Origin of the sequence: Aquihabitans sp. G128 (assembly GCF_019048865.1) — a bacterium.
GTDB lineage: Bacteria > Actinomycetota > Acidimicrobiia > Acidimicrobiales > Iamiaceae > Aquihabitans.
The window spans coordinates 2,583,515-2,604,714 of sequence record NZ_CP077604.1; the positions used below are offsets into that span (position 1 = coordinate 2,583,515).

19 protein-coding genes, 1 pseudogene and 2 riboswitches are annotated in these 21,200 nt (G+C 75.9%); of the genes and pseudogenes, 13 read left to right on the plus strand and 7 right to left on the minus strand.

Annotation, left to right across the window (positions count from 1 at the left end):
- Nucleotides 1-329: 329 nt before the first annotated feature.
- Nucleotides 330-596, minus strand: coding sequence for a hypothetical protein (locus KSP35_RS12285; protein WP_216995772.1), 267 nt, complete (start codon nt 594-596; stop codon nt 330-332).
- 362 nt (nt 597-958) lie between these two features.
- Here KSP35_RS12285 and KSP35_RS12290 point away from each other — a divergent pair, with 362 nt between their 5' ends.
- Complete coding sequence (locus KSP35_RS12290) at nt 959-1,396, plus strand: hypothetical protein (RefSeq protein ID WP_216995774.1); 438 nt, start codon at nt 959-961, stop codon at nt 1,394-1,396.
- 15 nt (nt 1,397-1,411) lie between these two features.
- Here KSP35_RS12290 and KSP35_RS12295 read toward each other — a convergent pair whose 3' ends face one another.
- The 4 genes from KSP35_RS12295 to KSP35_RS12310 all read right to left on the minus strand — a co-directional run bounded on the left by KSP35_RS12295 (nt 1,412) and on the right by KSP35_RS12310 (nt 7,598).
- Complete coding sequence (locus KSP35_RS12295) at nt 1,412-5,146, minus strand: cobaltochelatase subunit CobN (RefSeq protein ID WP_216995776.1); 3,735 nt, start codon at nt 5,144-5,146, stop codon at nt 1,412-1,414.
- A gap of 61 nt (nt 5,147-5,207) precedes the next feature.
- A riboswitch (cobalamin riboswitch) is annotated at nt 5,208-5,286 on the minus strand.
- 47 nt (nt 5,287-5,333) lie between these two features.
- On the minus strand, nt 5,334-6,725 hold the full coding sequence (locus tag KSP35_RS12300; RefSeq protein ID WP_216995777.1) for a cobyrinate a,c-diamide synthase: 1,392 nt from the start codon (nt 6,723-6,725) through the stop codon (nt 5,334-5,336).
- 2 nt (nt 6,726-6,727) lie between these two features.
- Nucleotides 6,728-7,249 carry a cob(I)yrinic acid a,c-diamide adenosyltransferase gene (gene cobO, locus KSP35_RS12305; RefSeq protein WP_216995779.1) on the minus strand — a complete coding sequence of 174 codons (522 nt, stop codon included), beginning with the start codon at nt 7,247-7,249 and terminating at the stop codon, nt 6,728-6,730.
- A 181-nt stretch (nt 7,250-7,430) separates the two neighbouring features.
- Nucleotides 7,431-7,598, minus strand: coding sequence for a hypothetical protein (locus KSP35_RS12310; RefSeq protein WP_216995781.1), 168 nt, complete (start codon nt 7,596-7,598; stop codon nt 7,431-7,433).
- A 331-nt stretch (nt 7,599-7,929) separates the two neighbouring features.
- Nucleotides 7,930-8,060, plus strand: a riboswitch (cobalamin riboswitch).
- 44 nt (nt 8,061-8,104) lie between these two features.
- Here KSP35_RS12310 and KSP35_RS12315 point away from each other — a divergent pair.
- The 8 genes and pseudogenes from KSP35_RS12315 (at nt 8,105) to cobT (ending at nt 15,260) form a co-directional block, all read left to right on the plus strand.
- A complete protein-coding gene (locus tag KSP35_RS12315; RefSeq protein ID WP_216995783.1) occupies nt 8,105-8,770 on the plus strand; it encodes an adenosylcobinamide amidohydrolase in 666 nt (221 codons plus the stop codon).
- Nucleotides 8,767-9,300, plus strand: coding sequence for a bifunctional adenosylcobinamide kinase/adenosylcobinamide-phosphate guanylyltransferase (locus KSP35_RS12320; RefSeq protein ID WP_216995785.1), 534 nt, complete (start codon nt 8,767-8,769; stop codon nt 9,298-9,300). Before KSP35_RS12315 ends, KSP35_RS12320 begins: the two co-directional genes overlap by 4 nt.
- Nucleotides 9,300-10,004 carry an adenosylcobinamide-GDP ribazoletransferase gene (locus KSP35_RS12325; protein WP_216995787.1) on the plus strand — a complete coding sequence of 235 codons (705 nt, stop codon included), beginning with the start codon at nt 9,300-9,302 and terminating at the stop codon, nt 10,002-10,004. Before KSP35_RS12320 ends, KSP35_RS12325 begins: the two co-directional genes overlap by 1 nt.
- The gene (locus KSP35_RS12330; RefSeq protein ID WP_216995789.1) at nt 10,001-11,101 is read left to right on the plus strand and encodes a CobD/CbiB family cobalamin biosynthesis protein; all 1,101 of its coding nucleotides are present in this window, start codon (nt 10,001-10,003) and stop codon (nt 11,099-11,101) included. The genes KSP35_RS12325 and KSP35_RS12330 overlap by 4 nt, the downstream gene beginning before the upstream one ends.
- A gap of 93 nt (nt 11,102-11,194) precedes the next feature.
- Entirely contained in the window at nt 11,195-12,067 is an 873-nt protein-coding gene (locus KSP35_RS12335) for an aminotransferase class I/II-fold pyridoxal phosphate-dependent enzyme (protein ID WP_216995791.1), read from the plus strand.
- 44 nt (nt 12,068-12,111) lie between these two features.
- Nucleotides 12,112-13,713, plus strand: coding sequence for a cobyric acid synthase (locus KSP35_RS12340; protein ID WP_371748978.1), 1,602 nt, complete (start codon nt 12,112-12,114; stop codon nt 13,711-13,713).
- Between the two features lie 83 nt (nt 13,714-13,796).
- Nucleotides 13,797-14,066 (plus strand): annotated as a pseudogene (locus KSP35_RS25885) (HAD family hydrolase); the annotation flags it as partial.
- Between the two features lie 105 nt (nt 14,067-14,171).
- Nucleotides 14,172-15,260, plus strand: a complete 1,089-nt coding sequence (cobT, locus tag KSP35_RS12345; protein WP_371748979.1) for a nicotinate-nucleotide--dimethylbenzimidazole phosphoribosyltransferase — start codon at nt 14,172-14,174, stop codon at nt 15,258-15,260.
- A 39-nt stretch (nt 15,261-15,299) separates the two neighbouring features.
- On the opposite strand, the gene KSP35_RS25255 is transcribed toward cobT, so the two are convergent.
- Both KSP35_RS25255 and KSP35_RS12355 read right to left on the minus strand, forming a co-directional pair.
- Nucleotides 15,300-16,679: a GGDEF domain-containing protein gene (locus tag KSP35_RS25255; RefSeq protein WP_216995797.1), complete on the minus strand. Its 1,380-nt coding sequence runs from the start codon at nt 16,677-16,679 to the stop codon at nt 15,300-15,302.
- Between the two features lie 161 nt (nt 16,680-16,840).
- Nucleotides 16,841-17,797, minus strand: coding sequence for an LOG family protein (locus KSP35_RS12355; RefSeq protein WP_216995799.1), 957 nt, complete (start codon nt 17,795-17,797; stop codon nt 16,841-16,843).
- A gap of 25 nt (nt 17,798-17,822) precedes the next feature.
- Here KSP35_RS12355 and KSP35_RS12360 point away from each other — a divergent pair, with 25 nt between their 5' ends.
- The 4 genes from KSP35_RS12360 to KSP35_RS12375 all read left to right on the plus strand — a co-directional run bounded on the left by KSP35_RS12360 (nt 17,823) and on the right by KSP35_RS12375 (nt 21,157).
- Nucleotides 17,823-18,608, plus strand: coding sequence for a phytanoyl-CoA dioxygenase family protein (locus KSP35_RS12360; RefSeq protein ID WP_216995801.1), 786 nt, complete (start codon nt 17,823-17,825; stop codon nt 18,606-18,608).
- On the plus strand, nt 18,608-19,165 hold the full coding sequence (locus tag KSP35_RS12365) for an HD domain-containing protein (protein WP_216995803.1): 558 nt from the start codon (nt 18,608-18,610) through the stop codon (nt 19,163-19,165). Before KSP35_RS12360 ends, KSP35_RS12365 begins: the two co-directional genes overlap by 1 nt.
- A gap of 81 nt (nt 19,166-19,246) precedes the next feature.
- The gene (locus KSP35_RS12370) at nt 19,247-19,597 is read left to right on the plus strand and encodes a hypothetical protein (RefSeq protein ID WP_216995805.1); all 351 of its coding nucleotides are present in this window, start codon (nt 19,247-19,249) and stop codon (nt 19,595-19,597) included.
- A 63-nt stretch (nt 19,598-19,660) separates the two neighbouring features.
- The gene (locus KSP35_RS12375) at nt 19,661-21,157 is read left to right on the plus strand and encodes a N,N-dimethylformamidase beta subunit family domain-containing protein (RefSeq protein WP_216995807.1); all 1,497 of its coding nucleotides are present in this window, start codon (nt 19,661-19,663) and stop codon (nt 21,155-21,157) included.
- Nucleotides 21,158-21,200: the final 43 nt, after the last annotated feature.

Below are 21,200 nucleotides of genomic sequence, written 5' to 3' on the forward strand. Positions count from 1 at the left end.
CCCACCGCCGAAGGCTTCAAGCACGCGGTGGCCGACGCCGCCCGCCGCCTGAACGACGCCACCGTGGCCTTCGACGTCGTCTCGGCCGCCCTCCACGACCTGGCCGATCCCATCGAGGAGTACAACGACGCCAAGCAGGCCCTGGCGGAGGCCCGCCGCCGCCTCGCGGCGGCCAAGGCGGCCTACGAGGCCAAGCAGCGCGAGGTCCTCCCCGCCCAGCTGGCCGACCCGTTCGCCGCCGTCCGCTCCCTCGGGGGCCTGCCCGCCACGGGCTCGAAGGTGGCCGGGCCGCCGGCCCCCGCCGCCAGCGCGGCCGCCGAGCAGCAGGCCTACGAGGAGGCGCAGCAAGCCGCCAGCAAGGCCGCCCACCGCTTCGAGGTGGCCGAGACCCGCAAGCGGTCGGCCGTCCGCACCTTCGTGAGCGCCTGCCAGGACGCGTCGTTCATGGCTCCGCCGCTGCCCGAGGCCCCCAAGCCGAAGTCCGGCCCGTACGGGAGCTCGACGGTCGGGAAGTTCCTCAACGGCTGGGCCAAGGTCGGCGAGGCCGAGGTCCACGCCATCACCAACCCGCAGAAGATCCCCGGCAGCGTGGCCAACGGCCTGGGCGACGCCGGCAAGGGCATCGTCGGCGGCCTCGGCTTCCTGGGCGAGCTGGCCGTCGAGAACGCCAAGGTCACCCAGGACCTCGGCATCGACGGCGACCACGACAAGACCAAGCAGCTGGCCGCCGCCGCCGACTTCGCCTACCGCCACCCCGGGAAGTTCGCCGCCGCGGTGGCCAACGTCGACGTGCTGCAGGAGGACCCGGTCCGCTGGCTGGTCAACCTGGCGCCGGAGACCGTGATGGCCGTGGCCACCGGCGGCTCCACCGCGGTGGCCACCCGCTCCGCCCGCGCCGCCGACGACGCCAAGGACGCCGCCCGCGTGGCGCGCCGCTCGGGCCGACGCCAGCAGCGCCGTGGGCACCAGCCGGGCTCGCGCCGCCAACGTCGAGGCCGCAGCGGCCAAGCGCCGGGGCGAGCTCGACGCCAGCGGCACGCCGTACGCCAGCGACGCCCAGCTCGCCACCCTCAACGCCTCGCTCGTCACCGCCCGAGACCAGATCACCAGTGCGGTCGACGCCTCCCGGGACGCCAAGCGGGCGGCCGACGCCGCCCACGCCCGGGCCACCCAGGCCCGCGATCGCTCGACCTCCGCCACCCGGGCCAAGGACCGCACCAAGGCCTTCGACGAGCGGATCTTCTCGCCCGCCTTCGGGATCGCCGACCCGCTCCGCCCCAACCCGGTCGACCCGCCCCAGGTCGCCGCCGGCAAGGACGCCCTCAACAAGCTCTTCGGCGGCACCGTCGGCGCGGTGGCCAACCCCCAGCTCGAGGGCGACCCGCCCCGGAAGTAGCCCCGGCCGGCGACCTCAGCGGGTCTCGTCGAACGACTCGGCGGCGAGCATCGCCCGCTCGATGGTGGCCCGGGCCTCGGCCGACGGGTCCTCCCACAGGCCGCGGTCCATGGCCTCGTGCAGCCGCTCGGCCATGGAGCGCAGGGCCCACGGGTTCGAGGCAGCGTAGAAGTCGAGCATCTCGGGGTCGTCGAGGTAGGCCCGGGTGACCCGCTCGTACATCCAGTCGGCCACCACGCCGGTGGTGGCGTCGTAGCCGAAGAGGTGGTCGACGGTGGCCGCCACCTCGCTGGCGCCCTTGTAGCCGTGGCGGCGCATGGCGGCCAGCCACTTGGGGTTGAGCACCCGGGTGCGCACGACGCGAGCGGCCTCCTCGGCCAGCGACCGCAGCTGGGGCCGGGACGGGTCGGCGGAGTCGCCGAACCACGCCAGCGGGGTGTGCCCGTCGGTGCTGGCCGCCCCGACGGCGGCCACGAGGCCGCCGTGCTCCTCGTAGTAGTCGGACCCGTCGAACAGGTCGTGCTCGCGGTTGTCCTGGTTCTTGACCGCCACCTCGATGGCGGCGAAGCGGCGGCGCACCGCCTCGCCGGCCGGCGCACCGTGGACGTCGCGCCCGTAGGCCCAGCCGCTCCACTGGAGGTACAGCTCGCCCAGGTCGGCGCGGTCGCGCCAGCCCTGGGTGAGGATCGCCTGCTGCACGCCCGAGCCGTAGGTGCCCGGCGCGGGGCCGAAGATGCGGGGGTCGGCCAGGCCGGTGGCCCGCACCGGGTTCTGGTCCTCGGCCTCGTCCAGCTCGCCCACCAGCCGCACGGCGTCGTCGAGCAGCGAGACGACGTCGGGGAAGGCGTCGCGGAAGAAGCCCGAGATGCGCAGCGTCACGTCGACGCGGGGCCGGCCCAGGTCGGCCAGCGGGATCACCTCGAGGCCCTCCACCCGGCCCGAGCGGTCGTGCCAGCGGGGGCGCACGCCGAGCAGGGCCAGCGCCTCGGCCACGTCGTCGCCCTGGGTCCGCATGTTGGCGGTGCCCCACACCACGAGGCCGACGGTGCGCGGGAAGCGCCCGGTCTCCGCCAGGTGCCGCTCCACCAGCCGGTCGGCCAGGGCCACGCCCACGTCCCACGCCAGCGGCGACGGGATGGCCCGCGGGTCGACCGAGTAGAGGTTGCGGCCGGTGGGCAGCACGTGGGCGCCACCCCGGGTGGGGGCGCCGCTGGGCCCGGCGGGCACGTGGCCGCCGTCGAGGCCGAGCAGCAGGTTGGCGAGCTCGTCGGGCGTGCGGGCCAGCGCCGGCACCAGGGTCGACGCCACCCACCGCAGGGTGGGGTGGTCGCCCGCCGCCTCCACGGCCCAGTCGGCAGCAGCCAGGCCCTCGACCAACCGGCGGCACTCGGCCTCCACGTCGTCCAGCTCGCGGACGCCGGCGGTGGCGACGTCGACGCCCTTGTCGGCCGCCACGGTGGCCCGCAGCGCGGGGACGGTGCCCTGCGGCTGGCGGGTGATGGCCAGCACCGTGTCGACCAGCAGGCCGCCCACCGGCGGCTCGCCGAACACGTGCAGCCCACCACGGATCTGGGCGTCCTTGAGGGCGCACAGGTAGCCGTCGACGTGGCCGATCATGGCGCCGAAGTCGTCCGGGTCGGGCATCTCCTCGACGCCCAGGTCCTGGGCCAGGTCGCTGGTCACCAGCAGGTCCCACACCTGGCCCTGGATGGCCGGGAGCTTGCCGGGGTCCAGCGCCTCGATCTGGGCGTAGGCGTCGAGCAGGGTCTCCAGCCGGGCGGTGTCGTCGTAGCTCTCGGCCCGGGTCATGGGCGGAGGCAGGTGGTCGACGATCACCGCGTGGGTGCGGCGCTTGGCCTGGGTGGCCTCGCCCGGGTCGTTGACCACGAACGGGTACAGGAACGGCAGGTCGCCCAGGGCGGCGTCGGGCACGCACGACCCCGACGGGCCGGTGGCCTTGCCCGGCATCCACTCGAGGGTGCCGTGCTTGCCGAGGTGGACCACGGCGTCGGCGCCGAAGCCCAGCTCCAGCCAGCGGTAGAACGCCAGGTAGTGGTGGGGCGGGGCCAGCTCGGGGTCGTGGTAGGTGCCGATGGGGTCCTCGCCGAAGCCCCGGGGTGGCTGCACGGCCACCACCACGCCGCCGAGGTCGATGCCGGCGAACACCAGGTGCCCGTCGTGCACCGTGACCTCGCCGGGCGCCGGGCCCCACGACTCGGTCACCAGGTCCTGCAGGTCCTGGGGCAACGTGGCGAACCACGCGGTGTAGTCCTCGACGGGCAGCCGGCCGGCGGCCAGCGCCTGCTGCTCGGGCGAGAGCGTGGGCTGGTCGTAGGTGAGCCCGTCGGCCAGGCGGGCCATGACGGCGTCGGCCAGGGCGTTGCCGGGCGCGCCGACGTCGTTGCCGTCGTCGTCGAACGTGGCCGGGGCGTCGGCGGGCCAGGCCGCCTCGGTCCGACCGGGGATGCTGCCGACGGGTGGGGCCACCGGGTAGCCGGCGCCGTGCAGCGAGGCGAGGATCCGCACCAACGTGGCCGGCGTGTCGAGGGCCACGGCGTTGCCGATGCGGGAGCGCTCGGTGGGGTACGCGCTGAGCACCAGCGCCACCTTCTTCTCGGCGGCCGGCGTTCGGCGCAGGCGGGCCAGCCGCACGGCCTGGCCGGCCAGCCGCTCCACCCGGTCGGGCACGGCGCGGTGCGCGGCCACGCTGACGCCGAGGTCGCCGCCGTCGTCGACCACCTCGGTGAAGCTCAGCGGCCCGGCGATGATCCGCCCGTCGAGCTCGGGGATGGCCACGCCCAGCGCCACGTCCAACGGCGACAGCCCGTCGCCCTCGGCCCACGTCTCCACCGACCCGGTCGACGCCTGGGTCTGCACCACCGGCACGCCCAGCTCGTCGAGCGGCGAGGCCCACCCCTTCGCCGCCCCGTCCGGTCCGGCCCCACCCACGAACCGGGCGGACTTCTCGGGGCCCTGCCCCTGCAGATCCCACCCGGTTCGAGCGGGGTCGGCGAAGCGGGTGGCGGTGGCGTCCACCGCGTCGCCGGCGTGGACGGAGCCGCCGGCGGCCCAGGTGGTGGTGACGATCACGTCGACGTCGCGCAGCAGGGCGAGGGCGGCCGGCGGCGAGCCGTCGGCCTCGGCGCGCAGCGAGTAGCACCAGACGGCGCGGGCGTTGGCGCCGCGGGCCTCGATGGCGTCGCACAGCTGCTCGATCGGCAGGGTGTCGCCGGCCAGCACGCCGGCGCGGTAGGTCACCACGGCGACGGTGGGCCGGGCCGGGTCGTGGGCCCGGTCGCCCAGCACGCCGACGGCCGGGATGTCGGCGGGCGGCTCGAAGCCGAACCCCTCCAGCAGGATCGTGTCGGCCAGGAAGCGCAGGAGGTGGGCCAGGTTCGCCGGCCCGCCGCGGGTCCAGTAGTCGTGGGCCTGGCCCACGATGCCGGCAGGCACGGTGGAGGCGCCGGCCAGGTCGGCGTCGAGCGCCGCCTCGCCGCCGGTGGCCACCAGGGCGATGCCCTCGGCACGGCACCGCTCCACCAGCTCGCCGAGCGGTCGCTCCCAGCCGGCCCGGCCCTTGAGCAGCCGCACCAGCACCACCCGCACCCCGTCGAGCTCGGGCAGGGCGCCCTCGGGATCGAGGTGGACGCCACCGTGGGCCCGCACCGGCGGGAACCCCTCGGGCAGCTCGTCGACCGCGGCGCGCAGCGCCAGCAGGTCGAGGTCGTTGTTGGTGACGACGAGGAACACGTCGACCTTTCGGGATCGCAGGATGGGTGCCGGCGACCGCTGGTCGCCCCGGTGGCGACGAGGTCGGGCTCCCGGCCGACCCAGGGGTCGATGCCGGTGACCGTGGCCTGCGGGCCGCCCTGGTCTCGCACCAGGTTCCCGTCGCAACGTGACCGCCGACGGTAGCAGCGGCCTCCGAACCCCCGCCTCAGCGGGCGGCGAGGCAGGCGCTGGTGAAGCGCTCGGCGGGGGACGGGTCGGCGCCGAGGTGGAGGTGGAGGTAGCTGGCCAGGAGCGTGGGTGAGGCGTGGCCGGCGTCGCCGCGGCCGAAGCGGCCCTCGAGGTGGAGGGCGGCGCCGGGCGGGGTGAGCTGGGAGTAGTGGAACTCGTGGCCGCGCAGCCACGAGCCCACCGGGGCGACGGGGGTGTCGACGAGGACCTCGGCGGTGCGGTAGCCGAGGCTGAGGCGGTCGGTCATCACGCCGTCGGCGGCGATCACGCCGGCCATGGCGTGGCCGTCGAGCGAGCGGGCCAGCCACAGGAGGCCCCCGCACTCGGCCCAGGTGGGCAGCCCGCCGCCGACCCTCGAGGCCACGTCGGCCAGCAGCGGGCGGTTCTCGGCCAGGGCGGCGCCGAACACCTCGGGGAAGCCGCCGCCCACCACCAGGCCGGCCACGCCCTCGGGCAGCGCCGGGTCCACGAGCGGGTCGAAGGAGACGACCTCGGCCCCGGTCTCGGCCAAGCGCTCGACGTTGTCGGGGTAGCTGAAGCTGAAGGCCGGGCCGCCGGCCACCGCGATGTGCAGGGGTGCCGCGCCGGCGGGCACCACGCGCTCGGCGGCCGGCAGCGGCGCGCCGACGACCGCGGCGGGCGCCGTGCGGGCGAGGCGCACGACGGCCTCGAGGTCGCAGCCCGCGGCCACGGCGGCGGCCAGGCGATCGACCGAGGCCGCCACCTCGTCGCGCTGCTCCACCACCGGCACCAGGCCCAGGTGCCGGTCGCGCCACGAGAAGGCATCGTCGCGGCGGAGCACGCCGAGCACCGGCACGCCGAGGGGCTCGATGGCGTCGCGCAGCAGCTGCTCGTGGCCGGCGCTGCCCACCCGGTTCAGGATCACGCCGGCCACCCGCACGTCGGGGTCGAAGGCCACGAAGCCGTGCACGATGGCGGCGACGGAGCGGCTCATCGACGCAGCGTCGACCACCAGCACCACCGGGGTGTCCAGCAGGCGGGCCACGTGGGCGGTCGAGGCGTCGTCACGCGCCGGATCGACCGCGCCGGGCACCGCCGACGCCGCACCGTCGAACAGCCCCATGACGCCCTCGACCACCAACACGTCGGCATCGCCCGCGGCCCGCTCGGCCAGCGCCGGCACCGCGGCGGCGCCGCTCATCCAGGCGTCGAGGTTGCGGCCCGGCCGGCCGGTGGCCACCGCGTGGTAGCCGGGGTCGATGAAGTCGGGCCCGACCTTGGCGGTTGCCACCCGGTGCCCGGCCGCCACCAGCGCGGCGGCCAGCCCGGTGGCCACCGAGGTCTTGCCGGCACCGGAGTGGGTGCCGGCCACCACGAGGCGCGGCGGCAGCGCCACGGTGCCCGCCACGGTCAGTACTCGATGCCCTTCTTGGCCTTGATGCCCTGCTCGTAGGCGTGCTTGACCTTCACCATCTCGGTGACGGTGTCGGCGATGTCGATGACCTCCTGCGGGCAGTCGCGCCCGGTGAGCACGACGTTGGTCTTCGGCGAGCGGGCCTGGAGGCCGGCCACGACGTCGGCCACCGGCACCCAGCCGTACTTCATGGCGTAGGTGGCCTCGTCGAGGATGAGCAGGTCGTAGTCGCCCGAGGCCAGCATCTCGTTGGCGACCTCCCACGCGTGGCGGCCCTTGGCCGCGGTCTCGTCGAGGTCGGTGGACTCCCACGTGAAGCCGTCGCCGAGGGTGTGCCACGTGATGTCGAGCTGGTCGGCCAGCTTGCGCTCACCGGTCTTCCACTTGCCGCCCTTGACGAACTGCACCACGCCGACGGTCCAGCCCCGCATGGCGCCACGGGCCATGACGCCGAACGCGGCGGACGACTTGCCCTTGCCGTGTCCGGTGTTGACGAGCAGCAGCGAGTCCGAGGCCATGGGCCGACCGTAGCGCCCACCCCCGCGGCCGCCGCTCGCCGCCCCTCAGCAGGAAGACCGCCGCGCTCTGGTGCGAAGATGGCGTCGTGGACCAGCAGGCGGAGGACGCAGCGCTCGATCGGCGGCTGTTCATCGCCATCATGCAGGCGGCCTACAGCGGCGAGCTGGCCGCCGCCCACGCCTACCGGGGCCACTGGCGGTCGCTGTGGCAGAGCCGTCGGGCCACCGTGCGGCTGGGCATCCAGGCCATCGAGTTCGAGGAGTGGCACCACCGCCGCCAGGTGGGCGAGATCCTGGCCGAGCTCGGCAGCGGCCCGCAGCGCTGGCGGGAGGTGCTGATGTGGAGCATCGGGCGCTTCTTCGGCTCGCTGTGCTTCGTGGGCGGGTGGTTCGGCCCGCTGTACGCCGCGGGACGGTTGGAGGCCGCCAACGTCGGCCAGTACGAAGCCGCCGCCCACCACGCGGCGCGCTGCGGGCTCGACCGCTTCGTCCCGCAGATCGAGGCCATGGTCGCCGTCGAGGACCGCCACGAGCGCTTCTTCGGCGACCTCGTCCGCGGCCACCCGCTCCTCCCGCTGGCCGCCTCGGTCGGCGGTTGGCGACCCCCGCCGCCGGCGGCGAGGTCGCTCCGGCGAGCTGAGCCGGTCTGCTGCCTGCTGCTACCGTCACGGCCGCAGCGCAGGGAACACCGGTGCGAGTCCGGGGCTGTCCCGCAACTGTCACCGGGTAGCCGGACCCCCACGATGGCCACGACCCCCGCCGGGGGTGGGAAGGCTCGGGGCGAGGCGCTGATCCGGGAGCCAGGACACCTGACTGCACCGGCCCCGGCCGGTCCACCTCGCCAGGACGAAGCCATTGGAACCCAAGATCCGCCTCCGCCGTGAGGGCCAGCGCGACCTCCCCGTGCTGTGCTGGCGCTTCGGCGCGCCGCAGCAGGTCATCGCCTCGTCTCCCCACGGCGGCGGCATCGGCCTGCGCCGCTGGGTGCTCAACGCCACCGTCCCTGCGTCCTACGGCCGCAAGGACCCCGACCGCCACCTCGGCAAGCTGGGCGTGTCGTTCGGCCTGCCCGGTCGCGGGGTGGGGCTCATGACCGCGGTCGACGTGAAGCTGGTGCAGCGGGCCTCCGACGGCGACGTCCACGCCTTCGCCACGGTCGGGGTGACCCGACCCACCTGGGCGGCCGAGCCCGCCGAGCAGGCCACCACGCGCGACGTCCACCAGGTCGGCACCATCAACGTCGTGGCGTTCCTGCCCGAGCGGCTGGTCGACGCCGCCCTCGTGAACGCGGTGGCCACCGTGGCCGAGGCCAAGGCCCAGGCCCTGCTGGAGCTGGGCATCGCCGGCACCGGCACGGCGTCCGACGCGGTGTGCCTCGTGTGCCCGCCCGAGGGCCGCACCCACCACTTCGGCGGCCCCCGCTCCGGGTTCGGGGCCCGGCTCGCTCGAGCCACCCACGCCGCCGTCCTCGCCGGCGCCCGCTACGCCGCCGAGCCGGGGCCGACCGAGGCCCGACCGTGACCCAGCCGCAGATCGCCCTCGTGCTCGGCGGCGCCCGCTCGGGCAAGTCGGTCGAGGCCGAGCGCCTCGTCACCGAGTGGGCCGACGGTGGACCGGTCACCTACGTCGCCACCGCGCTGCTCGACCTCGACGACCCGTCCCTGGCGGATCGGGTGGCCGCCCACCAGGCGCGGCGACCGGCGAGCTGGACGACGGTCGACGCCGGCGCCGACCTGGCCGGCGTGCTGCGGGCCACCACCGGGCCGGTGCTGCTCGACTCGCTCGGCCCCTGGGTGGCCGCCGCCTTCCCCGAGGCGCCCGACCCGGCCCCGCTGGTGGCCGCCCTGGTCGAGAGGGACGGGCCGACCGTGGTGGTGAGCGACGAGGTGGGCCTCGCCGTGCACCCGGCCACCGAGGCCGGGCGCTGGTTCGTCGATGCCCTCGGCACCGCCAACCAGGCCATCTCGGCGGTGGCCGACGACGCCCGCCTCGTGGTGGCCGGCCGCGTCCTGGTGCTCCCTCCGCACCCGTCCGCCGGCGGGCCGGCCTGATGCGCCGCGCCCTGGCCTTCCTCACCGTCGCCGGCGCCGGCGCCACGCCCGACGGCCGCACCATGCGCTGGTTCCCGCTGGCCGGCGCCCTGGTCGGCCTGGTGGTCGGCGGGTCCTGGTGGCTGGCCGCCGAGGCGTTCCCGCCCCTGCTGGCCGGCGCCATCGTGGTGGCCGTCGACCTGGCCGTCACCGGCCTGCTCCACGTCGACGGCCTCGCCGACAGCGCCGACGGGCTCCTCCCCCACCTGCCGCGCGAGCGCCGGCTCGAGGTCATGGCCGACCCCACGGCGGGAGCGTTCGCGGTCGCGGCGGTCGCCGGGGTGCTGGTGCTGCGCGCTGCCGCCCTGGGCTCCCGGCCGGTCGACGTCGGGCTCATCGTGGGCATCTGGTGCGCCAGCCGCTCGACCATGGCCCTGGTGGCGCTCACCCGTCCCTACGCCCGTCCCGGTGGCCTGGCCTCCTCGTTCCTGGGCGATCGCCTGGCGCCGGGCCTCGCGGCGGCCGGCATCGTGGCCGGGGCCGCCCTCGCCACCGCCACCGACGGCCGGGCCGGGCTGGCGGCGGTGGTGGCCCTGCTGGTGGGGGCCGCCCTCGTGGTGGCCCTGGCCCAACGCCGCCTCGGCGGCTTCACCGGCGACGTGCTGGGCGCGCTCGGCGTGGTGGGCGAGACGCTGGCCCTCGTGGTGGCGGCGGCCAAGTGGTGAGCGCTTCGACCTGGCCCGGGCGCTCGGCCGCCGCGGCCGCCGGCATCGTGGCCGACCGGTTGCTGGGCGAGCCGCCGGTCCGGCCCCACCCGGTGTCGCTGTTCGGGCGGCTCATGCGGGCCTCGGAGGCCCGCCTGTGGGCCGACCGCCGGGGCCCGGGCGTGGCCCACGCCGCGTTCGGCGTCGGGGTCGGCGCGGCGGTGGGTCGCTCGTCGCACACCGTCGCCGGCTCGACGTACCTGGCCGTCGCGGGACGGGCGCTCGACGAGGCGGCCGCCGATGTCGAGGCCGCCCTGCTGGCCGACGACCTCGACCGCGCTCGTGAGCTCCTGCCGGCGCTCGTGGGCCGGGACCCGTCGACGCTCGACGCCGGCGAGATCGCCCGCGCCGTGATCGAGTCCCTGGCCGAGAACACCATCGATGCCGTGGTGGCACCGGCCTTGTGGGCCGTGGTGGCCGGGGGCGCCGGGGCGCTGGGCTACCGCGCGATCAACACGCTCGACGCCATGGTCGGCCACCGCAACGAGCGCTACGAACGCTTCGGCTGGGCCAGCGCCCGCCTCGACGACGCGGCCAACTGGGTCCCGGCCCGGGTCGGCGCAGCGGTGGTGGTCCTGGTCCGCCCGTCGTCGGCGGCGGCCGTCGCCCGGGCCGTGCGCCACGACGCCCCCGGCCACCCGTCGCCCAACGGCGGCGTCATCGAGGCGGCCTTCGCCGCCGCCCTCGGCCTGCGCCTCGGGGGCGAGAGCCGCTACGGCGAGCGGGTGGAGCTGCGGCCCACGCTCGGCGACGGCAAGCCGCCGGCGCCCGGCGACATCGCCGCTGCCCGCCGCCTGGCCCGCGACGTCGACCTCGCCCTCGCCGCCCTCCTCGCCGCCCCCGCCCTCGCCCGAGCCGCCCGCCAGCCCGCCCGAGCCGGCGCCCGGGCTCGGCCGCCGCACCGTTCTGTCGGGAAAGCACGTCGCCCCACGACACGATTCCCCGACAGAACGGGACCAGCGCCGAGCCCTTCCGTTCTGTCGGGAAGGCACGTCGCCCCACGACGCGATCTCCCGACAGAACCGTCGCCGCGCTCGACCGGCGAGGGGCCGACGTGAGCGGGTCGACCACGCCCGGCCTCCCGGCCCCGGGCGCCCACGGGGGGTGACGGGGCGCGGGTCGCGGCCGCGCTCGGCATCCCGATCGAGGACGTGCTCGACCTGTCGGCGTCACTCAACCCGTGCGCCGCCGCCACCGGGCCCATCGTCGCCGGCCACCTCGGCGCGCTGGGCCGCTACCCCGACCCCACCCGGGCCACCGCGGCGCTGGCCGAGGCCATGGGCGTCGATCGCGACCGCTTGCTGCTCACCAACGGCGGCGCCGAGGCCATCGCCCTGGTGGGCGCGCTGCTCGGCGGCACCGTCGACGAGCCGGACTTCTCGCTGTACCCCCGCGGCCCCGCCACCTCGACCGCCCTCGCCGCGCCCGCCGGCACCACGACCACCCCGCCGCGCTGGCGGAGCAACCCGCACAGCCCGTCGGGCGTCCTCGCCGCGCCCGACGACGTCGCCGGCGTCTGGGACGAGGCGTTCTGGGCCATGGCCACCGGCACGTGGACCCGGGGCGACCACCGGTCCGGGTCCGTCGTGGTCGGGTCGCTGACCAAGCTGCTCGCCTGCCCCGGCCTGCGGATCGGCTACCTGCTCGCCCCCGAGTCCGACCTCGGCGATCGCCTGCTGGCCGCCGCCCGTGCCGCCCAGCCCGGCTGGTCCGTGGGCGGCCTGGCCTGCGAGGCGCTCCCCGACCTGCTGGCCACCGTCGACCTGGACGGGTGGCACCACGAGCTGGGCTGCCTGCGGCGCGAGCTCGTGGACCTGCTCGCCGCCTTCGGCTGGCGCAGCGAGGCCGCCGACGGCCCGTGGGTGCTGGTCCCCGACGCCGCCGACCTGCGCGACCGCCTCGCCCCCCACGGCATCGTGGTGCGCGACTGCACGAGCTTCGGCCTGGCCGGCACCGTCCGCATCGCCGTGCCCAGCGACGCCGACCGCCCCCGCCTCGGCGCCGCCCTCGGAGCCATCTCGTGAGCCCCGCCGACCGCATCGATCCCGCCGTCGTCGACTGGGCCGGGCTGCGGGGCGGCCTCACGGTCTGCGGCACCACCTCCGACGCCGGCAAGAGCCAGGTGGTCACCGGGCTGTGCCGGCTGCTGCGCCGCAACGGCGTGTCGGTGGCCCCGTTCAAGGCCCAGAACATGGCCAACAACAGCTTCGTGACCCGCTCGGGCCACGAGATCGGGCGGGCCCAGGGCGTGCAGGCCCTCGCAGCGGGCGCCGAGCCCGAGGTGGCCATGAACCCGGTGCTGCTCAAGCCCACCGGCGACCGCACCAGCCAGGTGGTGGTCCTGGGCCGGCCCCTCGGCCACCTCACCGCCGCCGAGTACCACGAGCACAAGCCCCACCTGCTGGCCACCGTGCTCGACGCCCTGGCCGACCTGCGCCGCCGGTTCGACGTGGTGGTCATCGAGGGCGCCGGCAGCCCCGCCGAGATCAACCTGCTCGACCACGACATCGTGAACCTGCGCATCGCCCACGAGGCCGACCTGCACGCCGTGGTGGTCGGCGACATCGATCGGGGCGGCGTCTTCGCCGCCCTGCACGGCACGGTCGACCTCCTGCCGCCGCGCTACCGACGGCTGGTGGGCGGCTTCGTCATCAACAAGTTCCGCGGCGACCCCGCCCTGCTGCTCGACGGCACCGACCAGCTGGAGGCCCGCAGCGGCGTGCCCACCCTGGGCGTGGTGCCGTGGCTGCGCGACATCGCCCTCGACGCCGAGGACTCCCTCGCCCTCGACGGGCTCCGGCCCCGCCCGGCCGGGGAGCCTCCGGCCGGGTCCGATCGGCTCGACGTCGCCGTCGTCCGCTTCCCCCGCCTGTCGAACTTCACCGACCTCGACGCCCTCGCCATCGAGCCCGGCGTCGGCGTGCGCTACGTCGACACCGGCGCCGCCCTGGGCGCCCCCGACCTGGTGGTGCTGCCCGGCAGCAAGGCCACGCTGGCCGACCTGGCGTGGCTGCGCGCCCAGGGCCTGGCCGACGCCGTCACCGCGGCGGCCGGCGACCCCGCCGGCCCGGTCGTGCTGGGCATCTGCGGTGGCTACCAGGCCCTGGGCCGCACCATCACCGACCCCCACGGCGTCGAGTCGACCGGTGGCGAGGCCACCGACGGCCTGGCGCTGCTCGACGTGGCCACCACCTTCGATCCGGTCAAGGTCACCCGCCGCCGCTCGGGCACCGCCCTCGGCCAGCCCATCGAGGGCTACGAGATCCACCACGGCCGCGTCGCGCGCGGCCCGGCCGCCGAGGCGTGGGTCGCCCTCGCCCCCGACCCGCTCGGCCCGGTCGACCCGACCGCTTCGACCGACACCGACACCGACACCGACACCACGGCCGATACCTCGCCCGGATCCGAGGCCGAAGGCGCCCAGGCCGCCGACGGCCGCGTGCGGGGCACCACGGTGCACGGGCTGTTCGAGGAGGACGCGTTCCGGGCGGCGTTCCTGGTCGACGTGGCCCGCCGCCGGGGCAAGCGGTTCGTCCCCGCCGGGGTCAGCTTCGCCGCCGCCCGCACCCACCAGTTCGACCGGGTTGCCGACGCCCTGGAGGCCCACGTCGACCTCGCCGCCGTCGCCCGTCTGATCACCACCCGCCCGCCGCCCGAGGAGCCCTCGTGACCGCCGCCCTGCCCCTCCCCTTCGACGCCGTCGTGTTCGACATCGGCGGCACCCTCGTGGTGGAGGCCGCCCCCGGCACCCCGGTGGACCGGCTCCAGGTCACCTACCTCGACGGCGCGCCCCGCACCCTGGCGGCGCTGGCCGCCGCCGGCCTCGCCCTCGGCGCCGTCACCGACACCTCGGTGATGACCGAGGCCCACGTGCGCGGCCTCATCGAGCTCGACGGCGTCTCCGCGCTGCTCACCGAGCTGGTCACCTCCTTCGACCTCGGCGTGGCCAAGCCCGAGCCCGACGGCATCGTCGAGGTGCTGCGCCGACTCGGCGTCACCGACCCGGCCCGAGCCCTGTTCGTGGGCGACCGCGACGTCGACCGTGACGCTGCGGCCGCCGCCGGCTGCAGCTTCGCCCGCGTCCACGCGGACGAGCCGGTCCCGGAGGCGCTGCGCCGGGCCTTCGTGGTGGCCGGCGCCTCCCCCACCGCAGCCGCGGCGGCCCTCGTCGCCCCGGTCGACGCCGAGGCCGCCGCGGAGGCCGACGCCCGCCAGCTCCGCCTCACCAAGCCCGCCGGTGCGCTGGGCCGGCTCGAGCAGCTGGGCACCCAGCTGGCGGCCATCGCCGGTGCGGTGCCGCCCCCGGTGCCCGAGCCGGTGGCGCTGGGCGTCTTCGCCGGCGACCACGGCGTGCTGGTCGAAGGCGTGAGCCCGTGGCCGCAGGAGGTGACCGCCCAGATGATCGCCAACGTCGCCGGTGGCGGCGCCGCCGTGAGCGTCCTCGCCCGCCAGGTGGGCGTGGCCGTGACGGTGGTCGACGTGGGCGTCGCCACCCCCTGGCCGGAGGGCGCGGCCGTGCTCGACCGGAACGTCCGGCGGGGCACCGCCAACCTGGCCGACGGCCCGGCGATGACCCGGGACGAGGCCCTCGCCGCCCTCGACGTGGGCGCCCTGCTCGCCGCCGACCTGGTGGCCGAGGGCGCGCGGGCGCTGGCCACCGGCGACATGGGCATCGGCAACACCACGCCGTCGGCCGCCCTCGTGGCCCTGTTGGCCGACCAGCCGGCGGCGGCCGTGACCGGTCGCGGCACCGGCATCGACGACCCGACCCTCGCCAAAAAGGTCGCCGTCATCGAGCGGGCCGTCGCCCGCGTCCGCCAGCAGGGCGTCGAGGGCCCGGTCGACGCGCTGGTGGCGCTGACCGAGGTGGGCGGGCTGGAGCACGCCGCCCTCGCCGGCTTCGTGATCGGCGCGGCCGCCGCTCGGGTGCCGGTGGTCATCGACGGCGTCATCGCCGCATCGGCGTTGCTCGTGGCCCACGGCCTCGTCCCCGGCGTGCTGCCCTACGTGGTGGCCGGCCACCGGTCGGTGGAGCCGGGCGCCTCGGTGGCGCTGGCCCACCTGGGCCTCGAGCCCCTGGTCGACCTGGGCCTGCGCCTGGGCGAGGGCACCGGGGCCGTGCTGGCGGTCCCCATCGTGCAGGCCGCGGCCCGCATCCTGGGCGAGATGGCCACGTTCGACGAGGCCGGCGTCACCGACGAGGACCCCGCCGGCTGAGCCCGGCCGACCGACGGCAGCCGACCGGCACCCGGGCGGTCAGCCGGCCGGCGGGTCGTCCGCCTCGACGGTGGGACCGGCGAGCAGCTCGAGGCGCGCCATCCCCTGGGCCACCTCGCCTCGCCCCTTCTGCTCGTACATGGCGGCGTCGGCCCGGCTGAGCAGGTCCCACGGCTGGTCGCCGGGCAGCGACCGGGCCAGGCCCACGCTGACGCCCACCAGCTCGCGCCGGGCGACGGGGACCGTGGCCACCGCCAGGTGGATGCGCTGGCTGAGGTCGGCGCTCTGGTCGTCGTCGACGTGGGGGGCCACGACCACGAACTCGTCGCCGCCCACCCGGGCCACGCACTCGCCGGGGTGGAGGCTGGCCTCGATGCCCTCGGCCACCGCGGAGAGCACGGCGTCGCCGGCCACGTGGCCGAGCCGGTCGTTGACCGCCTTGAACCGGTCGAGGTCGATGAACGCCACCACCAGGTCGTCGTCCTGCTCGAGCCGGACGTGCAGGTGGTCGAGCAGCCACGCCCGGTTGGCCAGCCCGGTGAGCAGGTCGTGGTTGGCCTGGTGCTCCAACCGCTGCTCGCGCTCCTGGCGGTGGGTGACGTCCTGGATGGTGAGCACCACCAGCTGCACCTCCAGCCCGCCGGACCCGGCGCGCGAGGTGAACGCAGCCTCGATCAGCCGCTCCCCGGCATCGGCGCCGTCGACCGCCAGGGTGAAGGTGTCCTGGCCCGGACGGCGCGAGAGGTCCTCGACCGTCGCCGCCACCCGGTCCCGGTCCGCTGGGGCCATGGCCTCGATGAGCGGTCCCGAGCACAGGGTGGCCACGTCGGTGCCCAGCAGCTCCGCGGCGATGTCGTTGGCGAAGACGGGACGGCCCTGGGGCGACAGCACGGCGACGCCGATGGGCAGGTGCTCGGCGAGCAGCGCGGCGCCCATGTCGGCCGGGAGCTCGGGCGAGATCGGGCCCACCGTGCCGCTCCACGGCCGGGTGCACAGGACCATGCCCTGGATCACCGGGTCGTCCTGGCGGTTGTGCACCTCGAGGTCGAAGGGGCGGAAGGAGCCGTCGGGCAGCTGGAGCCGCACCGACGTCGCCCCGCTCCAGCCCGGCTCGGTCTGGAACACCTGGCTGCCGGCCTCGAACAGGCGCAGCGCGTCGTCGGGGTGCACGTAGGTCATGGCGTGGTCGCCGGCGCGCTTGGGCCGGCCGGTGACCCCGTCGGGCGAGGTCAGGTTGGCGACCACCTCCCACCCGGCGCGCACGACCATCACCGACTCCTGGAGGAAGGGCACCAGCTTGGCCAGCATCTCGGGCGTGGCCTCGGTGCCGGGCCCGGTGGCCAGGCCGACGGCTTCGTCGTGGCGCACGTGGACGCGGGGCCCCACGGGGCCGGTGACGTGCTCGGTTCCGTCTTGCACCTGGTGCAACGCTCCTCCTCCGACACCGGCGCGCTCCGGAGGTGGTGCGCTGGTGCTCCCTTCGAGCGCCACCCCGCCCGGGGTCGTCCGAAGCGTGGGTCCTTCGACAGGGACCCCCGCTCCTCCTGCCTCGTCGGTCGGATCGGGCCCTGACCAGGACGTCACCGGGCGCTCGGGCCGGCGGCGGCCAGGAAGGACAGGACCTCGGCCTGCTGGTCGGTGCAGCAGACGTAGCGCTCGAAGTCGGCCTCGCCGAACAGGGTGCGGAGCAGGGGCAGGACCGGCAGCTGCTCGCTCCAGGCCGCCCCCGTGTCGAGGAACGCCATGGGGCTGAAGCGGTCGTGGAAGACCCGGTAGAAGTTCTGGGCGGCGTCCTGGAAGACCTCCTGCACGGTGCCCGCCCAGCCGGGGGCGAACACGATGCCGTCGCCGGCGATGGCCAGCAGCCCGTCCTCGCGCAGCGAGTTCGAGAAGTACTTGGCGATGTCGGTGGCGAACGGCGTGGGCGGCTCGTGGCCGTAGAACCAGGTGGGCACGGCCAGGCTGCGACCCCGGTGCTCGGGCGCCACCGTGTCGAGCACCTCGAACGCCGGCCGCTGCCAGGCGTGGAGGGCGGCGAGCACCTTCGGGTCGACGGCGCCGTCTGGCCCCACCAGCGGCGCCTCGTCACCGGGGAAGCGCGGCACCGTGGCCAGGTGGTCGATGGCGGCGCTCCGGGCGGCCGGGTCGGCGGGGGCCAGCAGGGCACCGAGGTGGGTGGCCTCCATGGCGCCCGGTCCGCCGCCGGAGACGACCAGGTCGCCCCGCGCCGTGAGCGCCGCCGCCAGCTCGACCACGTCCCGGTACGCCGCGTCGTCGCGTGCGAGGGCGTGGCCGCCCATCACCGCCACCACCCGCCGGTCGACCAGGAGCTCGTCGCGGGCGTCGGTGATGCACTGGTCGTGCAGGGCGCGGAGCATGCCCACCTCGCGGCTGGGCGCCGACCGGGTGGACGCGTAGGTCCGCAGGTCGAGGGTCGAGGCGTACGACGACGGGTCGTCGCCCCGGAACCCGGAGAAGAGCTCCTCAGGCGTGTAGAGCGTGGTCCGGAACGGCAGCACCGGGAACTCGGCGGTCATGGGCCGAGTCCAGCAGACTGGCCCCATGGAACCCGCCGCCGACCACCCCCTGGCCGCCGACACCGCCGCCGAGGCGGCCCACTTCGCCGAGCACGGGTGGGTCCTGACCCGGACCGTCGACCCCGACGGCGTGGCCGAGCTCCAGGGCTGGCTGGACGAGGTCGCGGCCTGGCCCGACGACGGCGACGGCTGGATGCACCACCGCGAGCTCACCGACGACGGCCCCAAGCTGTGCCGCAGCGAGAACCTGATCCCCTTCCACACCGGCATCCGGGAGCTGCTCACCACGGGGTCGATGCTCGCCACCGCCTCGGCGCTGCTGGGCGAGCCGGCGGTGCTCTACAAGGAGAAGGTCAACTACAAGCTGGCCGGCGGCGCCGGCTACGCCCCGCACCAGGACGCGCCGGCCTACCCGTTCATCGACGCCCACGTCTCGTGCATGGTCGCCGTCGACGACTCCACCGTCGAGAACGGCTGCCTCGAGGTGGTCGACGCCTGCCACCAGGAGGTGCTGGCCGTCGATGCCGGCGGCTGCATCCACCCCGACCTCGTGGCCACCTACGACTGGGTTCCCGTCGAGGTGCCCGCCGGGTGGACCCTGTGGTTCCACTCCCGGACGCCCCACCGCAGCGGCCCCAACCGCTCGGCCACGCCCCGCCGCGCCCTCTACCCCACCTACAACGCCCGCTCCGAGGGCGACCTGCGCGCCGACTACTACGCCGAGAAGCTGGCCCGCTTCGCCGCCGGCGGCCGGGCCGACGGCAAGGTGCAGGTCTCGCTGATCGACGACTTCCAGGGCCGAGCGGTCTGATGCCCGCCGCGCCGGTCGACGACGTCCTGGCGCTCTTCGACCACTGGGGCCGCGAGCGCTACGACGAGGCCGTCACCCAGCTCGACCACGCCCTGCAGACCGCCGCCCACGCCCAGGAGCAGGGGGCGGCGCCGGCCCTGGTGGCCGCCGCCCTGCTCCACGACGTCGGCCACCTGCTCGAGCTGCGCGACGGCGGGGCGGCCGACGGCGAGGTCGAGGCCGACCTGGCCCACGAGGCCCGAGGCGCCCGCTGGTTGGCCCCCGTCTTCGGCGCCGACGTGACCGGTCCCATCGCCCTGCACGTGGCGGCCAAGCGCTACCGCTGCGCCGTCGAGCCGGCGTACCACGCCGGCCTGTCGCCCGGCTCGGCGCGCAGCCTGGTGCGCCAGGGCGGTCCGATGGGGCCCGAGGAGGTCGCGCGCTTCGAGCGCCACCCCGCCCACGTCGACGCCGTCCGGCTCCGCGGCTGGGACGACGCCGGCAAGGTCACCGAGGGCGTGGCGGTGCCCGACCTCGACGCCCACCGGGCCCTGCTCGAGCAGCTCGCCCGCCGCTGACCGCACCCGCCCTCCGGCGTTCACCCCTTCGCGAAGGGACCACCCCTTCAGCACCAGCCCCTTCGGGCCGATGGAAGGACCATGAACACGCCGGGCCGCACCGCGCTGACGTGGCTGGGCCGGATCTTCCTGCTCGCCATCCCCTACGTGCTGGTGGCCAACCTCCTCTTCCCCGCCGGCATCGCCCCGCTCAGCCCGGTGCTGTGCCCGGACGGCCTCACCGTCGAGACCAACGGCGACCGCGTCGAGGTCGCCCGGGACCTGACCTCGCCGGTCGCGGTGATCTGCACGTCGGAGAACCGGCTCGCCGAGGGCACCAACCGCCTCTACGGCACCGTCGGCGTGTTCTTCCTGGTGGCCGTCGCGGCCTACGCGGTGCGCAACCGGCTCACCCCGAAGGTGACCGGTCCGGGCACGCCCGCGCGCGCCTGAGCGCCCGCCACCCGTGCGGGTGACCCCCGTCGCACCGGCCCGGGCCGCCGCTACGGTCCCGCCATGGCCCGAGCGAACGTGAGTGGATGGTGCTGGCCCCAGTCGGTGGTCCCCGGCGAGGCGGTCGACCTCCACCTGTCGGCCACCACCGGCACCGTCGACGTCGAGATCGCCCGCGTCGGCGCCACCCGCGAGGTGGTGTTCCGGGCCGAGGCCGTGCCGGTCCAGGACCTCCCGGTGCCCGAGGACGCGTCGGCCCACGGCTGCCGGTGGCCGGTCGCCCTCACCGTCGGCGTCGACCCGGACTGGGCGTCGGGCTACTACGAGGTGCTGCTGACCGTGGAGGCCGACGGCCGCCAGGTGCAGGACCGGGCCTTCGTGGTGGTGCGCGGCGCCGCCGACAGCGACCGCCGGGCCCTGCTGGTGCTGGGCACCAACACCTGGCACGCCTACAACGACTTCGGCGGGTTCAACCTCTACAACGGCGGCACCCAGGTGTCGCGCCAGCGCCCCATGGCCGCCGGCTACCTCCACAAGCCGCCGGGGCTGGGCCGGCGGGTGTCGTCGGTCCACCCGCCCGACCCGCAGATCGCCGCCCACATCGGCTACCTGGCCATCAACCGGCTGTCGCAGTGGGCCGGCTCGGCGGGGTGGCCCAACTGGGAGCAGCCGTTCGTCGAGTGGGCCGAGCGCGAGGGCTGGGCGTTCGACGTCGCCACCAACAGCGACCTCGACGCCCACCCCGAGCTGCTCGACCGCTACGCCCTGCTGCTCTCGGTCGGCCACGACGAGTACTGGAGCGGCCCGGAGCGCGACGCCGTCGAGGCGTTCATCGCGCGCAGCGGCAACGTCGCCTTCCTGTCCGGCAACACGTCGTTCTGGCAGGTGCGCTTCGAGGGCGACGACCACGAGACCATGGTCGGCTTCAAGCAGCGCTACGAGCGGGACCCGGTGTTCGGCACCGACCGGCAGGGCGAGCTCACCAGCATCTGGAGCGACCACCTCCTCGGCCGGCCCGAGAACGAGATGACCGGTGTCAGCTTCGCCCGCGGCGGCTACGCCCGCATCGGCCGCCGGGTGCCCAACGGCTCCGGCGGCTACACCGTCCACCGGCCCGGCCACTGGCTCTTCGAGGGCACCGGCCTGGAGTACGGCGACCTGCTGGGGGCCAAGGCCACCGTCGTCGGCTACGAGTGCGACGGCTGCGACTTCACCTACCGCGACGGCCTCCCGTACCCCACCCACGCCGACGGCACGCCGGAGGGGTTCGAGATCCTGGGCACCTCGCCGGCCGCGTCGTTCACCCGGGAGACCGCGGCGCGGCCGCCCAAGCCGGGTGAGCGCTCCGAGCTCGAGTTCCACGCCTACCGCCTCTTCGACGACGACGGCCCCGAGTCCCTCGCCCGCCTCGCCAACGGCCACGCCGTGCTCGGCACCTACACCCGTCCCGGCGGCGGGACCGTCGTCACCAGCGGTTGCACCGACTGGGCGATGGGCCTCGCCGAGCGCGACCCCCAGGTCGAACAGGTCACCCGCAACCTCTGGGCCCGCCTCGGCTGACCGCCGCTCTCCTCGCCCGCACGGGCACGACGACGGGCGATGG

Bases quoted from the DNA above. Each gene is read 5' to 3' on its own strand.
- cobO (WP_216995779.1), bottom strand. From the start codon at position 7,249: ATGGCCTCGGACTCGCTGCTGCTCGTCAACACCGGACACGGCAAGGGC.
- KSP35_RS12310 (WP_216995781.1), bottom strand. From the start codon at position 7,598: ATGCTCCACATCAGCACCTCCCGCCAGCGCTGCGGGCCGCTGCCGAGC.
- KSP35_RS12325 (WP_216995787.1), top strand. From the start codon at position 9,300: ATGCGCCGCGCCCTGGCCTTCCTCACCGTCGCCGGCGCCGGCGCCACG.
- KSP35_RS12355 (WP_216995799.1), bottom strand. From the start codon at position 17,797: ATGACCGCCGAGTTCCCGGTGCTGCCGTTCCGGACCACGCTCTACACG.
- KSP35_RS12360 (WP_216995801.1), top strand. From the start codon at position 17,823: ATGGAACCCGCCGCCGACCACCCCCTGGCCGCCGACACCGCCGCCGAG.
- KSP35_RS12365 (WP_216995803.1), top strand. From the start codon at position 18,608: ATGCCCGCCGCGCCGGTCGACGACGTCCTGGCGCTCTTCGACCACTGG.
- KSP35_RS12370 (WP_216995805.1), top strand. From the start codon at position 19,247: ATGAACACGCCGGGCCGCACCGCGCTGACGTGGCTGGGCCGGATCTTC.
- KSP35_RS12375 (WP_216995807.1), top strand. From the start codon at position 19,661: ATGGCCCGAGCGAACGTGAGTGGATGGTGCTGGCCCCAGTCGGTGGTC.